Source organism: Polaribacter irgensii 23-P (assembly GCF_000153225.1).
GTDB lineage: Bacteria > Bacteroidota > Bacteroidia > Flavobacteriales > Flavobacteriaceae > Polaribacter > Polaribacter irgensii.
The window spans coordinates 2,709,102-2,730,715 of sequence record NZ_CH724148.1; the positions used below are offsets into that span (position 1 = coordinate 2,709,102).

The 21,614-nt window shown below is 34.0% G+C and carries 18 protein-coding genes; 7 read left to right on the forward strand and 11 right to left on the reverse strand.

What is annotated here, in order from left to right:
- Positions 1-176: 176 nt before the first annotated feature.
- Both carB and rpmH read right to left on the reverse strand, forming a co-directional pair.
- Entirely contained in the window at positions 177-3,032 is a 2,856-nt protein-coding gene (carB, locus tag PI23P_RS12030) for a carbamoyl-phosphate synthase large subunit (RefSeq protein WP_004571154.1), read from the reverse strand.
- 111 nt (positions 3,033-3,143) lie between these two features.
- Positions 3,144-3,305 (reverse strand): 50S ribosomal protein L34, encoded by a 162-nt coding sequence (rpmH, locus tag PI23P_RS12035; protein WP_004571155.1) that lies wholly within the window; start codon positions 3,303-3,305, stop codon positions 3,144-3,146.
- 503 nt (positions 3,306-3,808) lie between these two features.
- Between rpmH and pyrG the strand changes: the two genes are divergently transcribed.
- Positions 3,809-5,422, forward strand: coding sequence for a CTP synthase (pyrG, locus tag PI23P_RS12045; RefSeq protein ID WP_004571157.1), 1,614 nt, complete (start codon positions 3,809-3,811; stop codon positions 5,420-5,422).
- A gap of 161 nt (positions 5,423-5,583) precedes the next feature.
- Positions 5,584-7,452 (forward strand): membrane protein insertase YidC, encoded by a 1,869-nt coding sequence (gene yidC, locus PI23P_RS12050; protein ID WP_004571158.1) that lies wholly within the window; start codon positions 5,584-5,586, stop codon positions 7,450-7,452.
- Between the two features lie 124 nt (positions 7,453-7,576).
- Here yidC and PI23P_RS12055 read toward each other — a convergent pair whose 3' ends face one another.
- Both PI23P_RS12055 and PI23P_RS12060 read right to left on the reverse strand, forming a co-directional pair.
- On the reverse strand, positions 7,577-8,710 hold the full coding sequence (locus PI23P_RS12055; protein WP_004571159.1) for a cysteine desulfurase family protein: 1,134 nt from the start codon (positions 8,708-8,710) through the stop codon (positions 7,577-7,579).
- A 186-nt stretch (positions 8,711-8,896) separates the two neighbouring features.
- Positions 8,897-9,454, reverse strand: a complete 558-nt coding sequence (locus PI23P_RS12060) for a DUF8465 domain-containing protein (RefSeq protein WP_004571160.1) — start codon at positions 9,452-9,454, stop codon at positions 8,897-8,899.
- A gap of 54 nt (positions 9,455-9,508) precedes the next feature.
- Between PI23P_RS12060 and PI23P_RS12065 the strand changes: the two genes are divergently transcribed.
- Complete coding sequence (locus PI23P_RS12065; protein ID WP_004571161.1) at positions 9,509-10,141, forward strand: low molecular weight phosphatase family protein; 633 nt, start codon at positions 9,509-9,511, stop codon at positions 10,139-10,141.
- Here the strand turns inward: PI23P_RS12065 and ppk2 (PI23P_RS12070) are convergent.
- Both ppk2 (PI23P_RS12070) and ppk2 (PI23P_RS12075) read right to left on the reverse strand, forming a co-directional pair.
- Complete coding sequence (gene ppk2 / locus PI23P_RS12070) at positions 10,138-10,923, reverse strand: polyphosphate kinase 2 (protein ID WP_004571162.1); 786 nt, start codon at positions 10,921-10,923, stop codon at positions 10,138-10,140. The two genes, PI23P_RS12065 and ppk2 (PI23P_RS12070), sit on opposite strands and share 4 nt — an antisense overlap.
- 4 nt (positions 10,924-10,927) lie before the next feature.
- On the reverse strand, positions 10,928-11,785 hold the full coding sequence (gene ppk2 / locus PI23P_RS12075; protein WP_004571163.1) for a polyphosphate kinase 2: 858 nt from the start codon (positions 11,783-11,785) through the stop codon (positions 10,928-10,930).
- Positions 11,786-11,877: 92 nt separating this feature from the next.
- Between ppk2 (PI23P_RS12075) and PI23P_RS12080 the strand changes: the two genes are divergently transcribed.
- On the forward strand, positions 11,878-12,828 hold the full coding sequence (locus PI23P_RS12080) for a lipid A deacylase LpxR family protein (RefSeq protein ID WP_004571164.1): 951 nt from the start codon (positions 11,878-11,880) through the stop codon (positions 12,826-12,828).
- Between the two features lie 359 nt (positions 12,829-13,187).
- Here PI23P_RS12080 and PI23P_RS12085 read toward each other — a convergent pair whose 3' ends face one another.
- Positions 13,188-14,615: an ATP-dependent DNA helicase gene (locus tag PI23P_RS12085; protein ID WP_004571165.1), complete on the reverse strand. Its 1,428-nt coding sequence runs from the start codon at positions 14,613-14,615 to the stop codon at positions 13,188-13,190.
- A 104-nt stretch (positions 14,616-14,719) separates the two neighbouring features.
- On the opposite strand from PI23P_RS12085, the gene PI23P_RS12090 reads away from it, so the two are divergent.
- From PI23P_RS12090 to PI23P_RS12100, 3 genes are read left to right on the forward strand one after another with little or no spacing between them, the layout of a single operon-like run.
- The gene (locus PI23P_RS12090) at positions 14,720-15,448 is read left to right on the forward strand and encodes a hypothetical protein (protein ID WP_004571166.1); all 729 of its coding nucleotides are present in this window, start codon (positions 14,720-14,722) and stop codon (positions 15,446-15,448) included.
- A gap of 10 nt (positions 15,449-15,458) precedes the next feature.
- Positions 15,459-16,253 carry a DUF3822 family protein gene (locus PI23P_RS12095; protein ID WP_238300035.1) on the forward strand — a complete coding sequence of 265 codons (795 nt, stop codon included), beginning with the start codon at positions 15,459-15,461 and terminating at the stop codon, positions 16,251-16,253.
- Positions 16,250-16,801 (forward strand): RsmD family RNA methyltransferase, encoded by a 552-nt coding sequence (locus PI23P_RS12100; RefSeq protein WP_004571168.1) that lies wholly within the window; start codon positions 16,250-16,252, stop codon positions 16,799-16,801. Before PI23P_RS12095 ends, PI23P_RS12100 begins: the two co-directional genes overlap by 4 nt.
- 31 nt (positions 16,802-16,832) lie before the next feature.
- Here the strand turns inward: PI23P_RS12100 and PI23P_RS12105 are convergent, their stop codons facing one another.
- Genes PI23P_RS12105 through PI23P_RS12120 form a run of 4 tightly spaced genes read right to left on the reverse strand, consistent with a single transcriptional unit; the run spans position 16,833 to position 21,613 of the window.
- A complete protein-coding gene (locus tag PI23P_RS12105) occupies positions 16,833-17,786 on the reverse strand; it encodes an AAA family ATPase (RefSeq protein WP_026288481.1) in 954 nt (317 codons plus the stop codon).
- Positions 17,786-19,168: a peptidylprolyl isomerase gene (locus PI23P_RS12110; RefSeq protein WP_004571170.1), complete on the reverse strand. Its 1,383-nt coding sequence runs from the start codon at positions 19,166-19,168 to the stop codon at positions 17,786-17,788. Before PI23P_RS12110 ends, PI23P_RS12105 begins: the two co-directional genes overlap by 1 nt.
- The gene (locus PI23P_RS12115; protein WP_004571171.1) at positions 19,134-19,979 is read right to left on the reverse strand and encodes a hypothetical protein; all 846 of its coding nucleotides are present in this window, start codon (positions 19,977-19,979) and stop codon (positions 19,134-19,136) included. Before PI23P_RS12115 ends, PI23P_RS12110 begins: the two co-directional genes overlap by 35 nt.
- Positions 19,979-21,613, reverse strand: coding sequence for a peptidylprolyl isomerase (locus PI23P_RS12120; protein ID WP_004571172.1), 1,635 nt, complete (start codon positions 21,611-21,613; stop codon positions 19,979-19,981). The genes PI23P_RS12115 and PI23P_RS12120 overlap by 1 nt, the downstream gene beginning before the upstream one ends.
- Between the last annotated feature and the right edge of the window lies 1 nt (position 21,614).

Here is a 21,614-nt window from a genome sequence, read left to right on the forward strand (position 1 = left end):
TAGTTTAGTTATTAATTGAATTCAAAGATATTTTTTAAATTGTTACTTGAACATTAATTTTGTTTAAAGTAATGTTAAATTTAATAGACAAAATAAATAAGCAAATTCAACTTCAAAAAAAACTTCCAAATCTCATTAGAGAATTGGAAGTTTTTTTTGAACCAATCTGTAAATTATTACTTATTCAAATACATTTTACGTCTTGCATACAAGTCATAAAAAGCGTCGTCTTTCAAACTGTCGATAAATAAAATACTTTCCCCCGTAGACTTCATCTCAGGCCCCAATTTTTTATCTACATTCGGGAATTTGTTAAAAGAAAATACAGGTTGCTTAATAGCATACCCGTCTAACTGCGGGTTGAAATTAAAATCTGTTACCTTATTATGGCCTAACATTACTTTTGTAGCGTAATTCACGTACGGTTCTTTGTACGCCTTGGCGATAAAAGGAACCGTTCTAGAGGCTCTTGGGTTTGCTTCAATAATATAGACAAGTTCGTCTTTAACTGCAAACTGAACATTTATCAGTCCAACTGTTTTTAACTCTCTAGCAATGGTGTGCGTATGATCTTTAATTTGCTGCATGACCAAATCACCAAGATTGAAAACTGGCAACATCGCATTAGAATCTCCAGAATGAATACCACAAGGCTCGATATGCTCCATAATTCCTATAATATATACATTCCCATCGGCATCACAAATTGCGTCTGCCTCCGCTTCTATTGCACCATCTAAGTAATGATCTAACAATAGTTTGTTTCCTGGCATTCTTCCTAATAAATCTACCACATGGACAACTAATTCTTCCTTGTTGATAACAATTTTCATTCCTTGTCCACCTAAAACATAAGAAGGTCTAACTAAAATTGGAAAGTCTAATTCGTCTGCTAAAACCAAAGCTTCGTCTGCAGATTCTGCAATTCCAAACTCTGGATATGGAATATTATTGTCTTTTAATAAGGTAGAGAAATTTCCTCTATCTTCTGCTAAATCAAGAGCTTCAAAAGAAGTCCCTATAATTTTAACGCCATATTTAGTTAATTTTTCTGCTAATTTAAGTGCTGTTTGACCGCCTAATTGTACGATAACACCTTCGGGTTTCTCATGCCGAATAATGTCATATATATGTTCCCAAAAAACGGGTTCAAAATATAATTTGTCTGCGGTATCAAAATCGGTAGAAACTGTTTCAGGATTGCAATTAATCATAATGGTTTCGTAACCACACTCTGCTGCTGCTAAAACGCCGTGCACACAACAATAATCAAACTCAATTCCTTGTCCAATTCTGTTTGGGCCAGAACCTAAAACTATAATTTTCTTCTTATCTGTTACAATACTCTCATTTGCAATAATAATTTCTCCCGTTGCACTTTCAATCTCGTTTTCAAAAGTTGAATAATAATAAGGTGTTTTTGCTTTAAATTCTGCGGCACAAGTATCTACTAACTTAAATACGCGCTGTACTTTTAGCTCTTCTCTCTTCGCAAAAACCGCACTTTCCAGACAACGCAACATATGTGCTATTTGTCTATCTCCATACCCTTTTTGTTTGGCCTCTAGCAGTAAGTCTCTTTGAATAGTCTCTATTGTGTAAGTAGCAATTTCTTTTTGAAGTTGAAATAATTCTTCATATTGCTTTAAATACCACATGTCAATTCTTGTAATATCATGAATTTGACTTAGCGGAATTCCGATGGCAACCGCATCGTAAATTGCAAACACACGATCCCAACTTGCATTGGTTAATTTTTCTATAATTTGATGGTAATCCGTATATCCTTTCCCGTCTGCACCCAATCCGTTTCTCTTTATTTCTAGAGATTGCGTTGCTTTGTGCAATGCTTCTTGGAAACAACGACCAATTCCCATCACCTCACCAACGGACTTCATTTGCAATCCTAAAGTTCTGTCTGAACCTTCAAATTTATCAAAATTCCACCGTGGTATCTTTACAATTACATAATCTAAAGTCGGCTCAAATAAAGCAGAAGTAGATTTCGTGATTACGTTGTCTAACTCATCCAAAGAGTACCCAATTGCCAGTTTTGTAGCTACTTTCGCTATTGGATATCCCGTTGCTTTTGACGCCAATGCTGATGAACGAGAAACTCTTGGATTGATTTCAATCGCAATAATATCTTCCTTCTCATCTGGTGAAACTGCAAACTGTACATTACACCCTCCTTCAAAGTCGCCAATAGAGCGCATCATGTGAATCGCCATGTCTCGCATTTTCTGATATGTTTTATCAGAAAGTGTCATTGCTGGCGCTACTGTGATAGAATCGCCAGTATGAATTCCCATAGGGTCCATATTTTCAATGGAACAAATAATTACTACATTGTCATTTTTATCACGCAATAATTCTAACTCATATTCTTTCCACCCCATCATAGCTTTGTCAATCATCACCTCATGAATTGGTGATGCCTCTAAACCATAACTTAATAAGTTATCAAAATCTTCTGCTTTATAAACAATAGAAGCTCCTGCTCCACCTAGAGTATAAGAAGAGCGTATCACTAAAGGAAAACCAAACTCTTGCGCAATCTCTTTTCCTTTTAAGAAAGAAGTCGCCGTTGCTTGCGGTGCCATTGGAACCCCAATTTTCAACATTAACTCCCGAAACTGCTCCCGATCTTCCGTTACGTTAATCGCAGCAATATCTACCCCAATAAGCGTTACATCAAAATCTTTCCAAATTCCTTTGACATCTGCCTCAATACAAAGATTTAAGGCCGTTTGACCTCCCATTGTTGGCAATACAGCATCAATTTGAGGATGTTCTTTTAAAATTTGAATAATTGATTTTGTTGTTAAAGGCAGTAGATAAATATGATCCGCCATCGACGGATCTGTCATAATAGTTGCAGGATTGGAATTGATTAAAATGGTTTCAATCCCGTCTTCTCTCAAAGAACGTAAAGATTGTGAACCTGCATAATCAAACTCGCACGCTTGACCTATAACTATAGGACCAGACCCAATAATTAGCACAGAATTAAGATCTTTTCTTTTTGGCATGGTAGGTAATTGTATTTTATTCGTTTGTAAAAATAATTAGCGCTTGGATACAAAAAAAGGTGTTACTAAAAATAGTAACACCTTAATCATTAACAATTGTTAATCATTATATTATTTCTTTGGTCTAAATTCTGAAGACACAGATACTTTCTTTCTTCCTTTAGCTCTTCTTCTTGCTAATACTTTTCTCCCGTTAGCGGATGCCATTCTTTCTCTGAAACCGTGTTTGTTTCTTCTCTTTCTCTTTGATGGTTGGTACGTTCTTTTTGGCATTATGTGTATTTTTAAAAATGTCTTTTTAATTACTATTTATTGCTTAAAGAACAATACTTCTTTTAAGCGTGGGCAAATATACAATTGTTTTTATTTTTGGCAAACACTATTTGAAAAAAAAATAAAAAAAAATACTTTCCTTATTTCTGCTCTTTTTGGCTCTAAAAACATTCATAAAAAACCCCAATTTTACTGTATTTCCAGTCTAATAAATAACGAAGTATGTACCTTTTTAAATAGTTTAACAAAAAGTAAATTTACTAAATAATGCAATTCTTTACCTCCTGAATTCAATTATTGTAAATGTAAAAAAAGTATTTGTAGAAGGATCAAAATTCACTAATATCCATTTGCCTAATTTGAATTTAAAAAAAATCATTGTCCTTTATCCTAGCGCGTACTTTTACTAAATTTTATAAAAAAAGACAAAATACAAATGTTTTTACCTTTTTTACTTGTGATAAATATTAGAGTTAGTACTTTTGCCCAAACCTAACAACACCATGAGCAACACTAAATACGTTTTTGTTACAGGAGGCGTAACTTCATCCCTTGGCAAAGGAATTATTGCAGCATCTTTAGCAAAACTATTACAGGAAAGAGGTTTTTCTGTAACGATTCAAAAATTAGATCCCTACATTAATATAGATCCAGGAACTTTAAATCCATACGAACATGGTGAATGTTATGTAACGGATGATGGTGCAGAAACCGATTTAGATTTGGGTCATTACGAGCGTTTTTTAAACATCCCTACTTCGCAGGCGAACAATGTGACCACGGGTAGAATTTACCAATCTGTGATCAACAAAGAGCGCAAAGGAGAGTTTTTAGGAAAAACAGTACAAGTAATTCCGCACATTACAGACGAAATCAAACGAAGAGTGCAGCTTTTGGGCGAAACTGGTGAGTATGATATTGTAATTACAGAGATTGGTGGAACTGTTGGCGATATCGAATCGTTGCCGTATGTAGAATCTGTGCGTCAATTACTATGGGAAAAAGGCTCTGAAAATGCCATTGTAATTCACTTGACACTTGTACCTTATTTAGCTGCTGCAGGAGAATTAAAAACAAAACCAACACAACACTCGGTAAAAATGTTGATGCAAAGTGGTGTTAGTCCAGACATTTTAGTGTGTAGAACGGAGCACGAAATTTCTGACGATATCAAACGAAAGCTTGCTTTATTTTGCAATGTAAAACAAGAGGATGTGATCCAATCCATAGATGCTGAAACTATTTACGACGTACCAAATCTTATGTTGGCACAAGGTTTAGATACCGTTGTTTTGAACAAGCTAAAACTGTCATCAAAAGGAGAACCAGAACTGAAAGTTTGGAATGAATTTTTAAAAAAGCATAAAAATCCAAAATCTGAAGTAGAAATAGCCTTAATTGGTAAATATGTAGAATTACACGACGCTTACAAATCGATTACCGAAGCATTTATTCATGCGGGATCCTCAAACGAAACGAAAGTAAAAGTACGCTGGGTGCACTCCGAAGAGTTGACGCCAAAAAATGCTGAAAAAAAACTAGCAGGTGTCAACGGAATTTTAGTGGCTCCTGGTTTTGGAGATCGCGGAATTGAAGGAAAAATAAGAGCGGTAAGATATGCAAGAGAACAGAACATTCCGTTCTTCGGAATCTGTCTTGGGATGCAAATGGCTGTTATAGAGTTTTCTAGAACTATTTTAAAACTAGAAAATGCGAGCTCAACAGAAATGAACAAGAACACAAAACATCCTGTGATAAATTTAATGGAAAGCCAAAAAGGAATCACAGAAAAAGGGGGAACCATGCGCCTGGGTGCTTGGGATTGTGAGTTGAAAAAAGATTCTAAAATATACAATGCGTATCAATCTGAATTTATCAGCGAACGCCATAGACACCGTTATGAGTTTAATAATAATTATCTAGACCAAATTGAAGCAGCAGGAATGAAAGCGACAGGTACAAACCCAAAAACTGGACTCGTAGAAGTTGTAGAAATCACTTCTCACCCTTGGTTTGTTGGTGTACAATACCATCCCGAATACAAAAGCACAGTTTTAAAGCCACACCCTTTATTTGTTGATTTTATAAAGGCTGCTTTAAAGCAATCTAAAAACTAAAATCTTGTATACACATTGCCCAAAGAATACGCTAGTATATAAGAATCATGCTAATAACAAAAGTAAAAATAAGTAAAATAGGTACAGTTTTGTTACATTTGTAGCCTTGAAATTCTCACAAGGAATCAAAAATTTGCAAATTGACACATTAAAAAATTACAATGGAACAAAAAAAATTCGACATCAATTCTTTTATCGGAATGATTTTATTAGGAGGTATCATCTTTTGGTGGATGAGCACTCGAGAAACAGAAATAAAAGAAACTCCAATCGCAACAACTACAGAGATTATTGCGCAAACAGGAGATCCTACAGGAAAGAGTATATCAAACAGCTCTACAATAGAAAATGATTCTATAAAACAGGTAGCTCTTACAAATAGACTCGGAGCTTTTGCTCAAAGTGCAATCACTGCGAGTGAAGGAATTTCTATTTTAGAAAATGAACTTATAAAATTAACTATTGATAACAAAGGAGGACAAATTAAAGAAGTTCTAATCAAAAATTATAAAACGTATGATTCGTTGCCTTTATATATGATAAAGGATAACAATGGCTCTTTTAATCTTAATTTTGGAACCACTGATAACCGGATTTTAAATACCAAGGATTTATTTTTCCAGCCAACCATTACCCAAAATGGAGAAAATCAAGTAGTATCCCTAAAATTAAATGTATCTGATACCAAGTTTCTAGAATACCGATATGAGATGAAACCCAAAGAATATATGGTAAATTTCTCAATTCGATCTCAAGGTTTAAGCAATGTAATTAACGCTTCAACTCCTATGAACTTAGATTGGTCTTTAAATGCATATAGAAACGAGAAAAGCATGAAGACAGAGAATAAAATGTATTCTTGGTACTACTATAAAACAGAGAACGAAGTCGAATACTTAAGACCCGGAAATACCGAAGTAGCAAATGATGTGGATTGGGTTTTCTACAAGCAACATTTTTTCACCTCGGCTTTGTTAACAGACACTCCATTCAATAATGCTACAGTAACCTCTACAGATTTAGTTTTAAATGAAGAATTAGACACTGTTTTCACAAAGCGCTATGAATTAAAAACACCTTTAGCTTTGTCCAATGGCGAGCTAAATTACAATATGAAATGGTTCTATGGCCCCAGTGATTATAACTTACTGGAATCCTATGACGGAACAGATTTAGATCAAACAGCAGATTTAGGTTGGGGAATTTTTGGTTTTTTAAACAGAACTGTATTTTATCCTGTATTTAACTTGCTAAAAGGAGTTTTGTCTAACTACGGATTGATTATAATCTTAATGACTATAATTGTACGCCTAATCATGTCTCCTTTAGTATATAAGTCCTACTTATCAAGTGCAAAAATGAAAGTCATTAGACCTGAATTAACGGCCTTAAATGAGAAGTATCCTGGAAAAGAAAATGCAATGAAACGTCAGCAAGAAACCATGGCCATTCAGCGAAAAGCCGGAGTAAGCATGATGTCGGGGTGTATTCCTGCACTGCTGCAAATGCCTGTTTTCTTTGCGTTGTTTAAGTTTTTCCCAACAAACTTAGCGTTAAGACAGGAAAGTTTTTTGTGGGCTCCTGATTTATCCTCTTACGATACTATCTTTCAATTGCCCTTTACAATCCCTTTTTATGGAGATCACGTAAGTTTATTTCCAATTTTGGCTTCTATTGCTATTTTCTTTTACATGAAGATGAATCAAAGTCAACAAGCGAATATGCAAGCACCTGCGCAGGAAGGAATGCCAGACATGGGGAAAATGATGAAATACATGATTTACTTCTCTCCAATTATGATGTTGTTCTTCTTTAACAACTATGCGAGTAGTTTAAGTTTGTACTATTTTATTTCGAATCTGTTAACCATTGTAATTATGTTAGTTATTAAAAACTATGTAATCGATGAAGATAAAATACATGCGCAAATAGAAGAAAATAAAAAGAAACCCGAAAAGAAAAAGAGCCAGTTTCGACAAAAAATTGACAGCGCAATGAAGCAGGCGCAAGAGCAACAAAAAAAGAAATAAACATACCTTCAAAAAAAAGCCAAAACTTTAAAGTTTTGGCTTTTTTTTGAAGGTATGTTTTAGAAGATTTTTAAGAATGTATCCTATTAAAACCAATTGAATTAGAGCAATGTTCCCGGAGCGCTTATAACAATTCTTTTAGTTTTAATACGGTAAGATCAATGTCTTCTTTTTGAGTAAATCTAGAAAAAGAGAAACGAATGGATGTTTTTGCTTCTTCTGCATCAAATAAAATCTCTGACAACACATGCGACCCTGAATTACTTCCACTTTGACAGGCACTTCCTCCAGAAACTGCAATTCCAGCGATGTCTAAGCTAAACAACAGCATGTCATTCTTTACTGGAAAACGTACATTTAAAATGGTATAGCTACCGCGCTCTAGGTCTCCAGAAAGACCGTTAAACAAAATTTCCTTTGAAATTTTCTGCAACTCAGATATAAAATAAACCTTTAGGTCTAAAATCTGTTTTTTATCTTTTTCAATAGCATTTTGTGCTATTTCTAATGCCTTTTCCATCCCTACAATTGCATGTACGCTTTCTGTACTTGATCTTGCCCCTTTTTCCTGATCTCCTCCGTGCAGCATTGGCATGATACCAAACCCTTTTCTAAAAAAAGCGAAACCCACTCCTTTTGGACCATGAAATTTATGCGCACTTGCGACAATAAAATCGACTTTAATACTTTGTAAGTCGAGTGGATAATGACCAATAACTTGCACGGTATCTGAGTGAAACAAAGCCTTATTCGATTGACATAAATTAGCCACTACTTCCATCGGCAACAGATTTCCAATTTCATTATTGATCATCATCAAACTTACCAGAGTTTTTTCTTCGGAAGACTTTAAGAGCGTTTCTAAATGCACCAGGTCTATATTTCCAGAAATGTCCACAGCTACAAACTCTAAAGCGATTTGATGCCTCTTCTGTAAAAATTCACACGTATGTAAAACGGCATGGTGTTCTGTTTTTGTTGTAATAATTCTAGTGACCCCTAAATTTAAGACTGCATTTTGCAAAATTAAGTTGTCGGCCTCCGTACCGCTAGAAGTAAAGATTATTTCTGCAGCAGATACATTAAAATGCTTCGCTATATTTTTTCTTGCAGTTTCCACGGTTGCCTTTGCTTTTCTACCAAATTGATGTGTAGAAGAGGGATTTCCAAAGTTCTCTGCCATTGATCTTTGCATCACCTCTATTACCTCAGGGTACATTTGGGTAGTTGCTGCATTGTCTAAATAAATTGCATTCATAGTTAAAAATAGATTTTTAATCCTTAAAATTGAATATTTTATAACATTATATACAAAGATAAAATTACAGTATTTTTGGAAAGCGCACACAAAAATTGTCAAAAAATAAAAGGTCTTTTTAACCGTATAATGAATGCCTTCAATACCAAAAATTAATATTTCTAATTTGACTTTTGAAAGACTGTCTTATTCCGGTTTGTTTTGAAAAACATACACCTCTGTTGCTCCTAATCCGTATTGTTTATAGGAAGCATCGTAATGTTTTACAGGATATTTATTCAACAGCGACTGTAGTTCAGATTTTAAAACACCTTCACCAACCCCGTGTATAAAAACAATTTTAGAGATTCTTTTATGAATGGCAAACTCCACTTTTCTCTTTGCGGTATCTATCTGCAAATTCAACATATCATAATTATCTAAACCCTTTACGGTCTTGACTAATTTATTGATATGCAAGTCTACCTCCATGACCACCTCTTGATTTTGCTTTTTAAAGAGACTTTCTTTTTTCTTTGGCTGACTCATTTTTTCCTTTAAAAGATCGTTATTAATGTCAGAAAATTTACTGAGTTCATGTTGATCGCTTTCTATTTTAACCAACTCATTTTCGTTGAAATTAAAAACCATGCCGTCCTCTGTTTTAACAGTGATCAACTCTTTTAAAATTGCCGTAACTTCACCTTTTAGAACATCGTCTAAAACCGCTACTTTATTTCCAATTTCTAAACCCTTTCTTAACATTATTTTAATTCTAATTTAGACAAAAGCCACTAAGTTTACTGCAAAAATAAGCATATGTATAAAACTTCCACTACTTCTCCAGAAAACTTCTTTAAAACGGCCTCAAAAAAAATACTACTAACAGAAACTCGAACAAAAACGCTTCTTGAAATTTCCCAAAATATTGCGAACGAATACCTTAAAACCAAGGTTGCACATATCAATTTTATATGCACACACAATTCTAGAAGAAGTCAGTTAGGACAGGTATGGACCTATTATGCTGCACATTATTTTAATCTCAATATCCACGCTTTTTCGGGAGGGACTGAGGTAACTGCCTTTTTTAGAAATACTGTAAAGACTTTACAAGATGTTGGATTTGATTTTAAAGTGACTGATTTTTCTCACAAAAACCCTACATATTTAATTTCTTTTCCAGGTAGTAAAGACGCCGTTCTTGGCTTTTCTAAAAGATTTGATAACGCACTAAATACAAAACCCTATATCGCAATTACTACCTGTAACAATGCTGATGAAAACTGTCCTTTTATTCCAAGCGCCTTGGCTAGATTTCATTTGCCTTTTGTAGATCCAAAAGTTTCAGATGATAGTCCCGAGCAAGACGCTACCTATTTAAAAACCAGTGTTCAAATTGCTGCTGAAGTTTTTGTTATTTTTACTGAGGTTAAAAAATTACTTTCTTAAATTTCTAAGTCTTTATCGTAGGGAATGCTGTTCAATACATGATTGATAACGTTGATTCTCGCCTCTGTTTTTCTGTTGGCTTGTATCACTTTCCATGGAGACCTTTTTGTATTGGTTTTTTTAAACATCGCATTTTTATACTCTGTATATTGTTCCCACAAAATCTGCGCCCGTTCATCTAGTTTTGTCATTTTCCACTGCTTCAAAGGATTGCTTTTTATATCTGCAAAACGCTTTGCCTGTTCTTTCTTTGAAATGGACATATAAATTTTTACCAAATGAATGCCAGATTCTAAAATCATGTTTTCAAAATCATTTACTTGATTCATAAAAACATCATATTCTTCTGGTGTACAAAAACCATTCACAGGCTCTACAACGCCCCGGTTATACCAGCTCCTGTCGAAGAAGACCATTTCGCCTGCTTTTGGGAACTGCTCTACATATCGTTGAAAGTACCATTGTGTTTGCTCGTCACTTGTCGGTTTTGTTAATGCAACAATACGCATGTGCCGCGGATTAATACGCTCTGTCAGCCTTCTAATTGCCCCCCCTTTACCAGCCGCATCTCTTCCTTGAAAAACGATAATAATACGTTCATTATTAGCAATACCCCAAGTCTGTAATCGAATGAGTTCTACCTGTAATTTTTTTAATTTTTTCTGATAATCTACATATCTTAAACTCCGCTCAATACTCAAGGGAGCTTTCGATAAAAGAGCCAACAGTCCTTTTTTTGTAGATAGCTTTTTTAATTCTTGCGCTGTTAATTTTATCTCCATAACACTAATCACTATTATTATTAGACCTATAATATCGCATAACAACGTTTGGATCTGGTGTTAATACCGTCTTGGCTGCTGCTTTCCCGTCATAATCAAATTGAGAAATCACATGTCGAATTGCCTCTAAACGTGCCACCTCTTTGTCATTGGTCTTTATCATTATCCAAGGACTGTATGCCGTATGTGTTTTAGAAAACATTTCAGCTTTATACAAGGTATACTTGTCCCAAAGAGTTTGTCCTTTTTTATCGACGGGACTAAACTTCCATCGTTTCAGAGGGTTTTCATTGCGCTCTTCAAATCTTTTTAATTGTTCATCCTTTGTTATTGACAGCCAAAACTTAATAATGATCACACCATCTTCATACATCATATGTTCAAACTCTGGCACCTGCACTAAAAAATCTTTGTATTGTTTCTGCGTGCAAAAATCCATTACAGGTTCTACTACCGCTCTGTTATACCAGCTTCTGTCAAAGAAGACAATTTCGCCAGGATTTGGCAACTCCTTTATATATCGCTGAAAATACCATTGCCCTTTTTCAATATCTGTAGGCTTATTAAGAGCTACCAAGCGACTAGATCTTGGATTTAAATGTTCTGTAAACCTCCGAATATTCCCTCCTTTTCCAGCAGCATCTCTACCCTCAAAAATAACCACAACACGCTTGTTCTCTCTCGAAATCCAACGCTGTAATTTCACTAATTCTATTTGCAAAAGACGCAGCTCCTCCGTATATAAAAGTGTTTTATTTACTTTTTTAAATAAATCACTTTTTGTTTTAATTAGCTCCAACAAGGCTTCATTTGTCTCTAAGCTTTGAAAGTCTTCTGCCGTAAATCTGTTGTTTGTACTCATGTGTTTTTTTCGAAACTTAAAAATATTACTTTTTTTCCTAAATAAAGTTAAAAAACAATGAATTTAAAGAAGATATTTTATATTTGTTCGACATGAAAAAAAATATTCTTTTTCTATTTCTTCTCTATTCCATTGGCTTTTTCTCCCAAAAAAAATTTTCAAAAGAAATCCGATTTATTACAGACAATGATTTGTATACCTCAACGTATGACGATCGATATTACACGAACGGAATCTTTTTATCTTTTAGTTACCTTTCAAAAGAAAGAAAAGAAAAAGTCGAGAAGGTGCTATTTGAATGGTCTGTTGGCCACCAAATGTACACTCCACACAAAGCCAGCGTTAGCAATATTAATGAACACGACAGGCCTTTTGCTGGTTATTTGTTTGCTAGTTTTGCAGCCCACAAAGTGTATAAAAACAACAGCGCTATTAAAACGTGTTTGCAACTAGGTGTTCTTGGACCGAATGCTTTTTCTAAAGAATTACAAAACCTTATTCATGACCTCTATGGTTTTAAAAAGACAGTAGGTTGGAAATATCAAATTAAGAATGCGCTCGCGGTCAATATCAATACAGCCTTTAATCTGTTTTTAGCAAAAGACCAAACAAATCATTTTGATATTTCTTGGATCAATACCGGGAAAATCGGGACTGTTTTTACGAGTATTTCTTCTGGATTTCTGACTAGAATCGGGATAAAATCACTGCAGCCTTTAGCCAATTCCATTGCATACCAAACCAACCTCAATAACAAAAACACCTCCTACATCAGAGCCATTGAATCTTTTTTTTTTATAAAGCCTACCGTACGCTATGCTTTTTATGACGCTACAATTCAAGGGAGTTTCTTAAACACAAACAGTCCAATAACCCGTAAATTAGTGCCCTTAATTTTTAATATTGGCATTGGATTTCAATTTACTGCAAATCAATTTAACCTTGGTTATACGTATAACTACAATTCTAATACTTCTAAAAACTTAAGATTTGACAATGGACATACTTATGGTAGGATACAAATGAGTTATATTTTGAGGTAAAACACTGTACTACTTTCTTTTCTTCGTTTTCAACAAAAAAGGTTTTAGCTTGACTATTTTAGTATTTGTTTATATTCCAGAAAGAACACCCAGTAAAAATTATTAAAAAAAGACCCTACAATAAAGGCGTCCATGATTTTTCATACCAATCTTAAAGCAACATATTAAGTAAGCAATACTATTCCAGATTCTTAGATCGCTAAACCCAAGAAATTACGCTAAAAAATAAATACTGAATAGCGCAAAAAAAATGAATAGTAAAAACGAATGTCTTGAAATATTTATAAGAAGGAATGATCGGACTTTTAAAACAAGAAAATCTGTCGACTATAGAAGGGATACTCTTCAATCGTTCGTTTTTAAACATCCAAAAAGAAATCGTTTTTAAAACCTATTAAATACAACTTTTCTTGTGCCCTTGTAATGGCAGTATACAACCATCTAAAGTATGCTTTAGAAACACCATCTGGCAAATAAGGTTGCTCTATAAAAACAGTTTTCCATTGGCCTCCTTGGGCTTTATGACAAGTCATCGCATAGGAGAACTTCACCTGAAGTGCGTTAAAATACACATTCTTTTTAATAGCCATGAACTGCTTGTATTTTGATTTTTCGTGCACATAGTCTTCCTTAACCGCTTGATATAATTTATTGGATTCTTCGTAGGTTAAAGAAGGACTTTCGCTAGTTAGCGTATCTAATAACAAAACGGTTTCAAAAGGATGCATCTCTGGATAATCTATCATTCTAATTTCCACTTCGGCAAACTTAAACCCGTACAAGTCTTTGATTGAAAAAATTTTCAAAACTTCACAAATATCTCCATTGGCGATAAACCCCGCTGTTGACGTCTCTGGCAACCAAAAGTAATTATTTTTCACAATCATAATATAGTCTCCCGCAGAAATCTCATTCTCCTGTCCCCTTATATTATATCTTATTTGCTGATTGTATTCATTTGCACGTTTGTTTGAACGCACAATAAAAGCAGTGTCCTCTACTCCATCACTCTCATAAGCCGTTACAATGGCATCTTCAATATCATATCCATCCTCTAAACGCACGATATCTGTGAAATCAATATCAAACTGAAACCGAGCACCCTCATTTTTCAATAACAAACGCAATGCCGTTGCATTTGCTAAAATCCCTGAATCTTCATGCTGTCGCATTACCTCATCTAATTCAATTCCAGAAACCGTCTTGTGGTAATCGTACGTCAAAGTGTCTTCTTCTAATGCCGGCGATACCTCTAATTTTACGGGTGGTAATTGTGCTGTATCACCAATAAAAATCAACTTACAATTGACACCTGCATACACATATGACAGTAAATCGTCGAGTAAAGAGGTGGCGTCAAACATTTGCTGATTCTGTTTGCTGTCAGGAATCATCGAAGCCTCGTCTACAATAAAAATTGTATTCACATGCTTATTTGGCTGTAAAACAAAAGCAACAGAGCCATTCGACTGTTTTTCAGGAAAATAGATTTTTTTATGAATTGTAAAAGCCGGTCTTTTTGCGTACAAAGCAATTACTTTTGCCGCCCTTCCTGTAGGTGCTAATAAAACATAATTTTTACCAACAGCCCCCAAAGAGTTTACAAAAGTACCAATTGTAGTTGTTTTCCCAGTTCCTGCATATCCCTTTAAAAGGAACAAGGCATCCTTGTCTTTATTAAAAACAAAATCACTCAACAACCCAAGAAGCTTGCCTTGTTTCGTTGTAGGTTCATGCGGGAATTTCTTTAGCAATTCCAACTTAAAATCCAAGGGTTTTTCTATCATACATTATTTAAAAAAACAAAGATACGTCGATTTGTAAATAAAAGTTTTTATCATTAAAAAAAAATTGTAGATTTGCGACAGACCTTTAAAAAAAACATTAAAAAATGGGATTATTAGGATTAATATTAGCTGCAGTTTTAGTAGCAGTGCTTATCGCTTTTGTAATAGTAAAATATTTACCTTTAAAGCTGAGATGGATTGCCTCTATAGGCCTATTATTCCTTGCGGTCTTCTTAGGAATGAAAATATACAATGGGATCATGCAACCTATCAACTTCAATAAAGATAAAGTTCAAAGATACTCAAACGTGGTGCGTAATTTAAAAATTATTAGAGATGCCGAGGTAAAGTATTATGAGGCAAACGGCTCTTACACTAAAGATAAGAACCTTCTAATTATGTTTATTGATTCCTCTTCACTTGCCCTAACTGTAACCAATACAATTGTAAAAACAGTCAATAGAGGTGGTGGTATTACGGATGAAATAGAGGTAAAGGTGACCGATACCATTGGTTATGAAACTGTTTTAAAATACTTTAAAAACAGAGATTATAAAAACATGTTTAAAGTGCCTGGTTTAGAGGAAATAGAATTTAGTCTTGAAGTAGGAACCGTGGAAAAAGTACAAGGATTGCTAGTACCAACCTTCATGGCAAAAACACCTAAGCAACCGCTCTTAGCAGGAATGAATGAATCTCTTGTAAAACAAGAAATAGAACAACTAGACTCAGATCAAATAAAAGGAGAGTTTGTTTCTGTAGGTTCTTTAGAAGAAGTGACTACTGCAGGAAACTGGCCACCTTCATACGATAAAAGTGATAAAAAAGAATAGCAACTTTTCTTTGAATAATAAAAATGACAAAAGATTATCCATTCAATTTAATTTGGATGGATTTTCTTTTTCCATCTATGACATTGCATCTAAGAAAGATGTATATTTCTGCGAGCACGAATTTGAAACTGCAAAAACGACGCCAGAAAACCTTTTATTAAAAATTGAAAACATTTTCAAAACAGACACCCTACTACAAGATGATTTCATAAGCATTTCTGTAGTTCACCAGAATAGTCTTGGCACTTTAGTACCAAACCAATTTTTTGATAAAAGCAAATTAGCTTCTTATTTGAACTTTACTATTAAAACACTGGGTACAGACTTTATAACTTTTGATGAATTAGAGCAATTAAATTCTAAAAACGTTTATGTCCCTTATGTGAATATAAATAATTATCTATTTCAAAATTTTGGGTCTTTTGAATACAAACACCACCATACTGTTTTAATTGAAAAACTCTTAAAAAGAAATAAAAGTGATGCGAAAACAATGTTTGTAAATGTGTCTAAAACTAGTTTAGATATCGTTATACTAGCCAAAGACAAACTATTATTTTGCAACACCTTCTCATATGTATCTAAGGAAGATTTTATCTACTACTTACTGTTTGTAGCAGAACAGCTAAACTTAGATGTTCAAGAGTTCCCTTTATATTTTATGGGCAAAATTACAGCAGAAGCCCCAATTTATAAAATATCTTATCAATATATAAAAAATATCTACTTTTTAGAGAGCAACAATTCTATTTTTGATGCCTTTAAAATCCCTTCACACACTAACTTTATACTATTAGGCTCATGAGAATTATCTCGGGAAAATTAAAATCAAGACGCTTGTCTGCCCCCAAAAATCTGCCAGTAAGACCTACTACAGATATGGCAAAAGAATCGTTGTTTAATATTTTAAACAATACTTATTTTTTTGACGCTATTTCGGTCATCGATTTATTTTCAGGTACAGGAAATATTAGTTATGAATTTGCCTCTAGAGGAAGTAAAACAATTTATGCAGTGGATGCACATTATGGATGTATAAAATACATCAATGAGACCTCAAAGGCACTTGACTTAGATATTTCAACTTTTAAAAGTGATGTATATAAGTTCTTAGAGAAAACAAGTTTAAAAGCGGATGTCATATTTGCAGATCCTCCTTATGATTTCGAGGAAGCGCAGTTTGTGAAAATTGTAGATCTTGTTTTCGAAAGAGGGCTTTTAAAAGAGGATGGAGTGCTCATTGTAGAACATTCTAAGCATACAGATTTATCTAAACACGAAAGACAGATCTATGACAAACGGTATGGAGGTAATGTTTTTAGTTTCTTTGAAAATAAGACTGCCGAGGAATAAATTGGTACTCTAAATAAATAGAAAATTTCATTTATAACAAAGAATTTACGATATCTAAAATAGAGATCTCCTCTGCCTCAGCTTTATAATTCTTAACAATTCTATGTCCCAAAATGGGAAGCGCTACCGCCTTTACATCTTCAATGTCTGGCGAGTATTTGCCATGTATAGCCGCATGTGCCTTTGCTCCTAAAATTAAGCTTTGAGAGGCTCTTGGCCCTGCACCCCAATCTAAATATTTTTTCACAATCTCCGGAGCCGCTTCAGACTTTGGTCTTGTTTTACCAACCAACCGAACAGCATATTCAATAACATTGTCTGCAATGGGGATTTTTCTTATCAATTGCTGAATTTCAATAATGTCTTGACCTGAAAAAACAGCATTTACCTGCTGACTTATAACAGAAGTCGTGGTTTTTACCACTTGTACCTCTTCTTCAAAAGTTGGATACTCTAAATTAATAGAAAACATAAAACGATCTAACTGTGCCTCTGGCAAAGGATATGTACCTTCTTGCTCTATTGGATTTTGAGTTGCTAAAACGAAAAAAGGTAAATCTAATTTATACTGATTTCCAGCTACGGTGACAGAACGCTCCTGCATCGCCTCTAACAAAGCGGCCTGCGTTTTTGGAGGTGTTCTGTTTATTTCATCTGCTAAAATGATATTGGAAAATAAAGGGCCTTTAATAAATTTAAACTGTCTATTCTCGTCTAGAATCTCACTTCCTAAAATGTCTGAAGGCATTAAATCTGGTGTGAATTGAATTCTTTTAAAATCCAAACCTAAGGCCTCTGAAACGGTATTTACTAGCAACGTTTTTGCCAAACCTGGAACTCCAATTAATAGCGAATGCCCTCCACAAAAAACAGACAACAGCGTAAATTTGACGGCCTCTTTCTGTCCTATAATGACCTTTCCTATTTCTGTTTTTAAAGTTTCGTATTTACGTACTAGGTCTTGAACGGCCTTGGTGTCTGACATTACTTGCTTGTTATCTTTTTCCAATTTTTATCAAAAGAACACGTTTTATAGTCCTCACCTAACTTGATATACGTGTCTTTAATCTTATCTCTGCTCCACTTCTCAATAGTCTCTTCTTTCTTCTTTTTTAAAGCCAGCGACTGCACCTTTACATAATCTTCTATCAAATCTGCTATGTGTGTATCCGTGCGCGCTCTCATTAAAATGAATTTATACATTTTTTCTCCTCCTCTAGCCTCATCATAAAAAACGTCTGTATAACCTCCTTGATCTAAATCATTTACCCTAGCATACATGGCAGGATCCATTCTTGTCAAATCAAATTTTGTATCTCCTGTATATTCGTTAAGGATGACCCCTCCGTTATTCTTAGAATCTTTATCGTCTGAAAACTTTTTAACAGCCTCTTCAAAAGTGAGCTTTCCCTCTTGTATATCTCTTTTTATCTCCTCTACTTTTAACCTTGTTTCTCTTAACCTAGACTCTGGAATCTCGGGCTGCAATAGAATGTGAGAAACCGTCCTTGTATTTCCTTTAATGGTATGCAACTTAATAATATGATATCCAAAAAGTGTTTTAAAAGGCTTCGATATTTCATCCTGCTCCAAAGAGAAAGAAACTTCTTTGAACTCTTTTATAAAGTTAGATTCTTTAGTAACTTCCATTAAGCCGTTGTCCCTAGTAACTCCAGGATCTTTAGAATTAATAATTGCCTTCATTCTAAAACTTGCACCTTCTAAGACTTCTTTTCTAATTTGTGTCAATTGTTCCAGAACTCTCAGCTCTTCTGCATCTGTAGGTACAGAGTTTAAGACGATTTGAGCCAATTCTATCTCGGCAGTAAACTCTGGAAGCTCACCGTTCTCCTTTAAACCATTAAAATACAAGCGCACTTCTTCTGGAGTAACATCTACTTTCTCAGTAATTTTAAGCTGCTCTTTTTCAACTAAGATATTGTCTTTTTGAACGTTATACAATTCTCCTTTTAAATCTTCTAAATCGTTGAACCCATAGGCAGAAACAACTTTTTCTAAAGAACCATATTCTTGTGTAAAAAATTGTATACTTCTTTCAACTTTATTACTAACCTCTGCATCTGAGACTGTAACACTATCAATCACCGCGTGATGCGAAAGAAGCTTTTGTTGCATTAACTCCTCTAACATTTCACAATCTGTAATGGTAATTTTACCCTCACTCCTCAACTCGATCTCTTGCTTAAACTTTGCAATATCTGAATCTAAAACAATGTTTTTACCTATGACAACAGCCACACCATCAATTTTAATTTTTTGAGCATGTACCTGAAAAATACTCACTGAGAATAGAACAGCAGTTAGAAGGACTTTAGTATACTTTGAAGTTGTTTTTTTTTGTGGCATCTTTTACTATTATTTTTTCAATCTCTCTTATTAATTCGATTTTGCGCTTGTGCAAAATCATTTCTTTAATTGTAGGCATAACATAGCTCAATGGAGCAATGTCATTTCTATTTAAAATGTCTTTTATAGCCACCAAATATAGACCTAATGAATCTTGTTTTTGAATGAATTTAGATTTTTTTAACAGATTTTCTTTAGAAAAAGGCAATTTTAATAAAATTTGATCTAGTTCTAACCAAACAGAATCATTCAATTGAAACATCTTAAAACTTAATTGCTGTCTTTCTAAGGCCTCTGCAGCCTCTATTTTATCCGACTTGAACAAAGAAATAATCTCCTTTTCCACACTTTTTGCTTGGTTAAAATACACATATTTAGATTTCACTAAAACCTCATTCAATCTAAAATTAGCGTTGTTTTCAAGATAAAATGCCTCGACCTCTTCCTCAGAAACCACCGTGTCAAGCTGCTGCTTAATCAACTCTTCTTTATAATTATTTATCAGCAGGCTTTCTTTGTAATCTTGGACAAGTTTATCAATATTTTCTAAAGATTCTGAAGTGTTATTATTTAATGCAGCACTGAGTAAAAGCTTCTTTATCGCCCAGTCTTGAACCAAGCTCTTCATTAGAGTTAAACTATCCTTTGCGGAGATATTTTTAGGCAAAACATCCTTTAAATCTTTTTTAAACAGCTTGTCTGTATTTACAATTGCAATAATATTTGAAGCGTGGTCTTCTTTTTCTTGCACTTTAAAATAATCACAAGAAATAAAAAAAGAAAATAGAAAATAGAAAAATAGCTTTCTCATTATTTAGTTGCGTAAAACTTGATTAATTTTTTTAATTGCCTTTTTCGAATCTTAATTTGACTTTTTCCTCTTAGTTCAGAAATCCAATTTTTATCTAAAAATATTTGATAATCATTAATTACTTCCCCTTTTATGTCTTCTAATTCTAAGGCTTTGTAATCCTCTTGATGCTCTATAAAATAAGTTTGCAATGCCAAAGTATCTTTAGACGATGCCGTCCATATCTTCTGTTGCATCAATTCAAATAACAACAAACCATCCTCATACTCCTTTAGAATGTTTGCATATGTAGGTTCTGTAAATACCAAGTTGTCCTTATAATATCCAAGGATTTGTTCGTTTTTAAAATTATCAAACAACAAATACACAGGTTTATTTTTTTTATTTCGTGCATAGGTAACAAATGCTTCTTGCCTAGTATTAGTGCCATCAATAGTAAAGATAACATTTTGCAAAGAATCCTTTGATAACGTTCTAAAATTGGAGTTCTTTAAAATATCCTTAGCTATTTCATTCTCTATAATTGAATAACTGGCTTTTAATTTATTTATGACCGCTGTTTCCGACATTTGCATTCTAGAGCTTCTTTTTACTTTATCCGTAAGTTCCGCACGCAGCTCAAGAAACGATTTTACGGGATATTTTGCTAAAAGCTTTACAATATGCCATCCAAAACGAGTTCTAAAAGGTTTTGAAACATCCCCTTCCTTTTGCAAAGAAAAAGCAGCATCTTCAAAAGGCTTTACCATTTTCCCAATCCCAAATTTATTTAATTTACCTCCATTTCTCTTAGAAGAAGTATCCATAGAAAATTGAGCTGCCAATTTTTCAAAAGTTTCATTTTCTTGAATTTTGGCATATACCTCCGCGATCTTCGATTTTCCAACAGCAGTGGTATCCGTAATTAAAATATGTGCAACTTCAAGAGCTCCCTTGGAAGTTCTGAAATCATCTACTTTTAAAATATGAAATCCAAATTGAGTTTTAAACGGATGCGACACAGCACCAATTTTTGTTGTATACGCTACGTCTTCAAATGAAGAAACCATTTTAAATGCATCAAAATAACCTAGATCACCTTTATTTCCTTTTCTTCCAGATCGCGGATCATCTTGCGCTGATACATCTTCTGATACTGCAACTGCAACCGCTTCAAAGTCCTCTCCATTTATAATTCGATTGCGAATTGCCGTAATCTTATTGTAGGCAATTAGCGTATCTCTAGGAACTGCATCTTCCGAAGTTCGCACCAATATATGTTTTGCTTTGACCTCATTTGTTGTTCTAAAATAAATTTCTTTTACCAAATCTGAAATGAAAGTGGTATCCTGCAAATAGGGCGCCATTAATTGCTCTCGATACATCTTTATTTCCTTCTGATAAGAGCGTAAAGTATCAAGTTTTAGGTGATACGCCTCTGCTACTTTTAATCTATAATCGATGTAAAGCGTCAAGTTCTTTTTTACACTTTTTGCCTCTTTACTATCAATTGCATCTAAATTTTTTTCATAAATACGCTTAAAATCTTCAACTGTTGTTATTTCGTTATTAATAGTAACTAAAGTTTTTTTGTTTTGCGAAGAAAGATTCAAAACAAATATTAAGAAGCAAATTGATAAAACTATTTTCTTCATA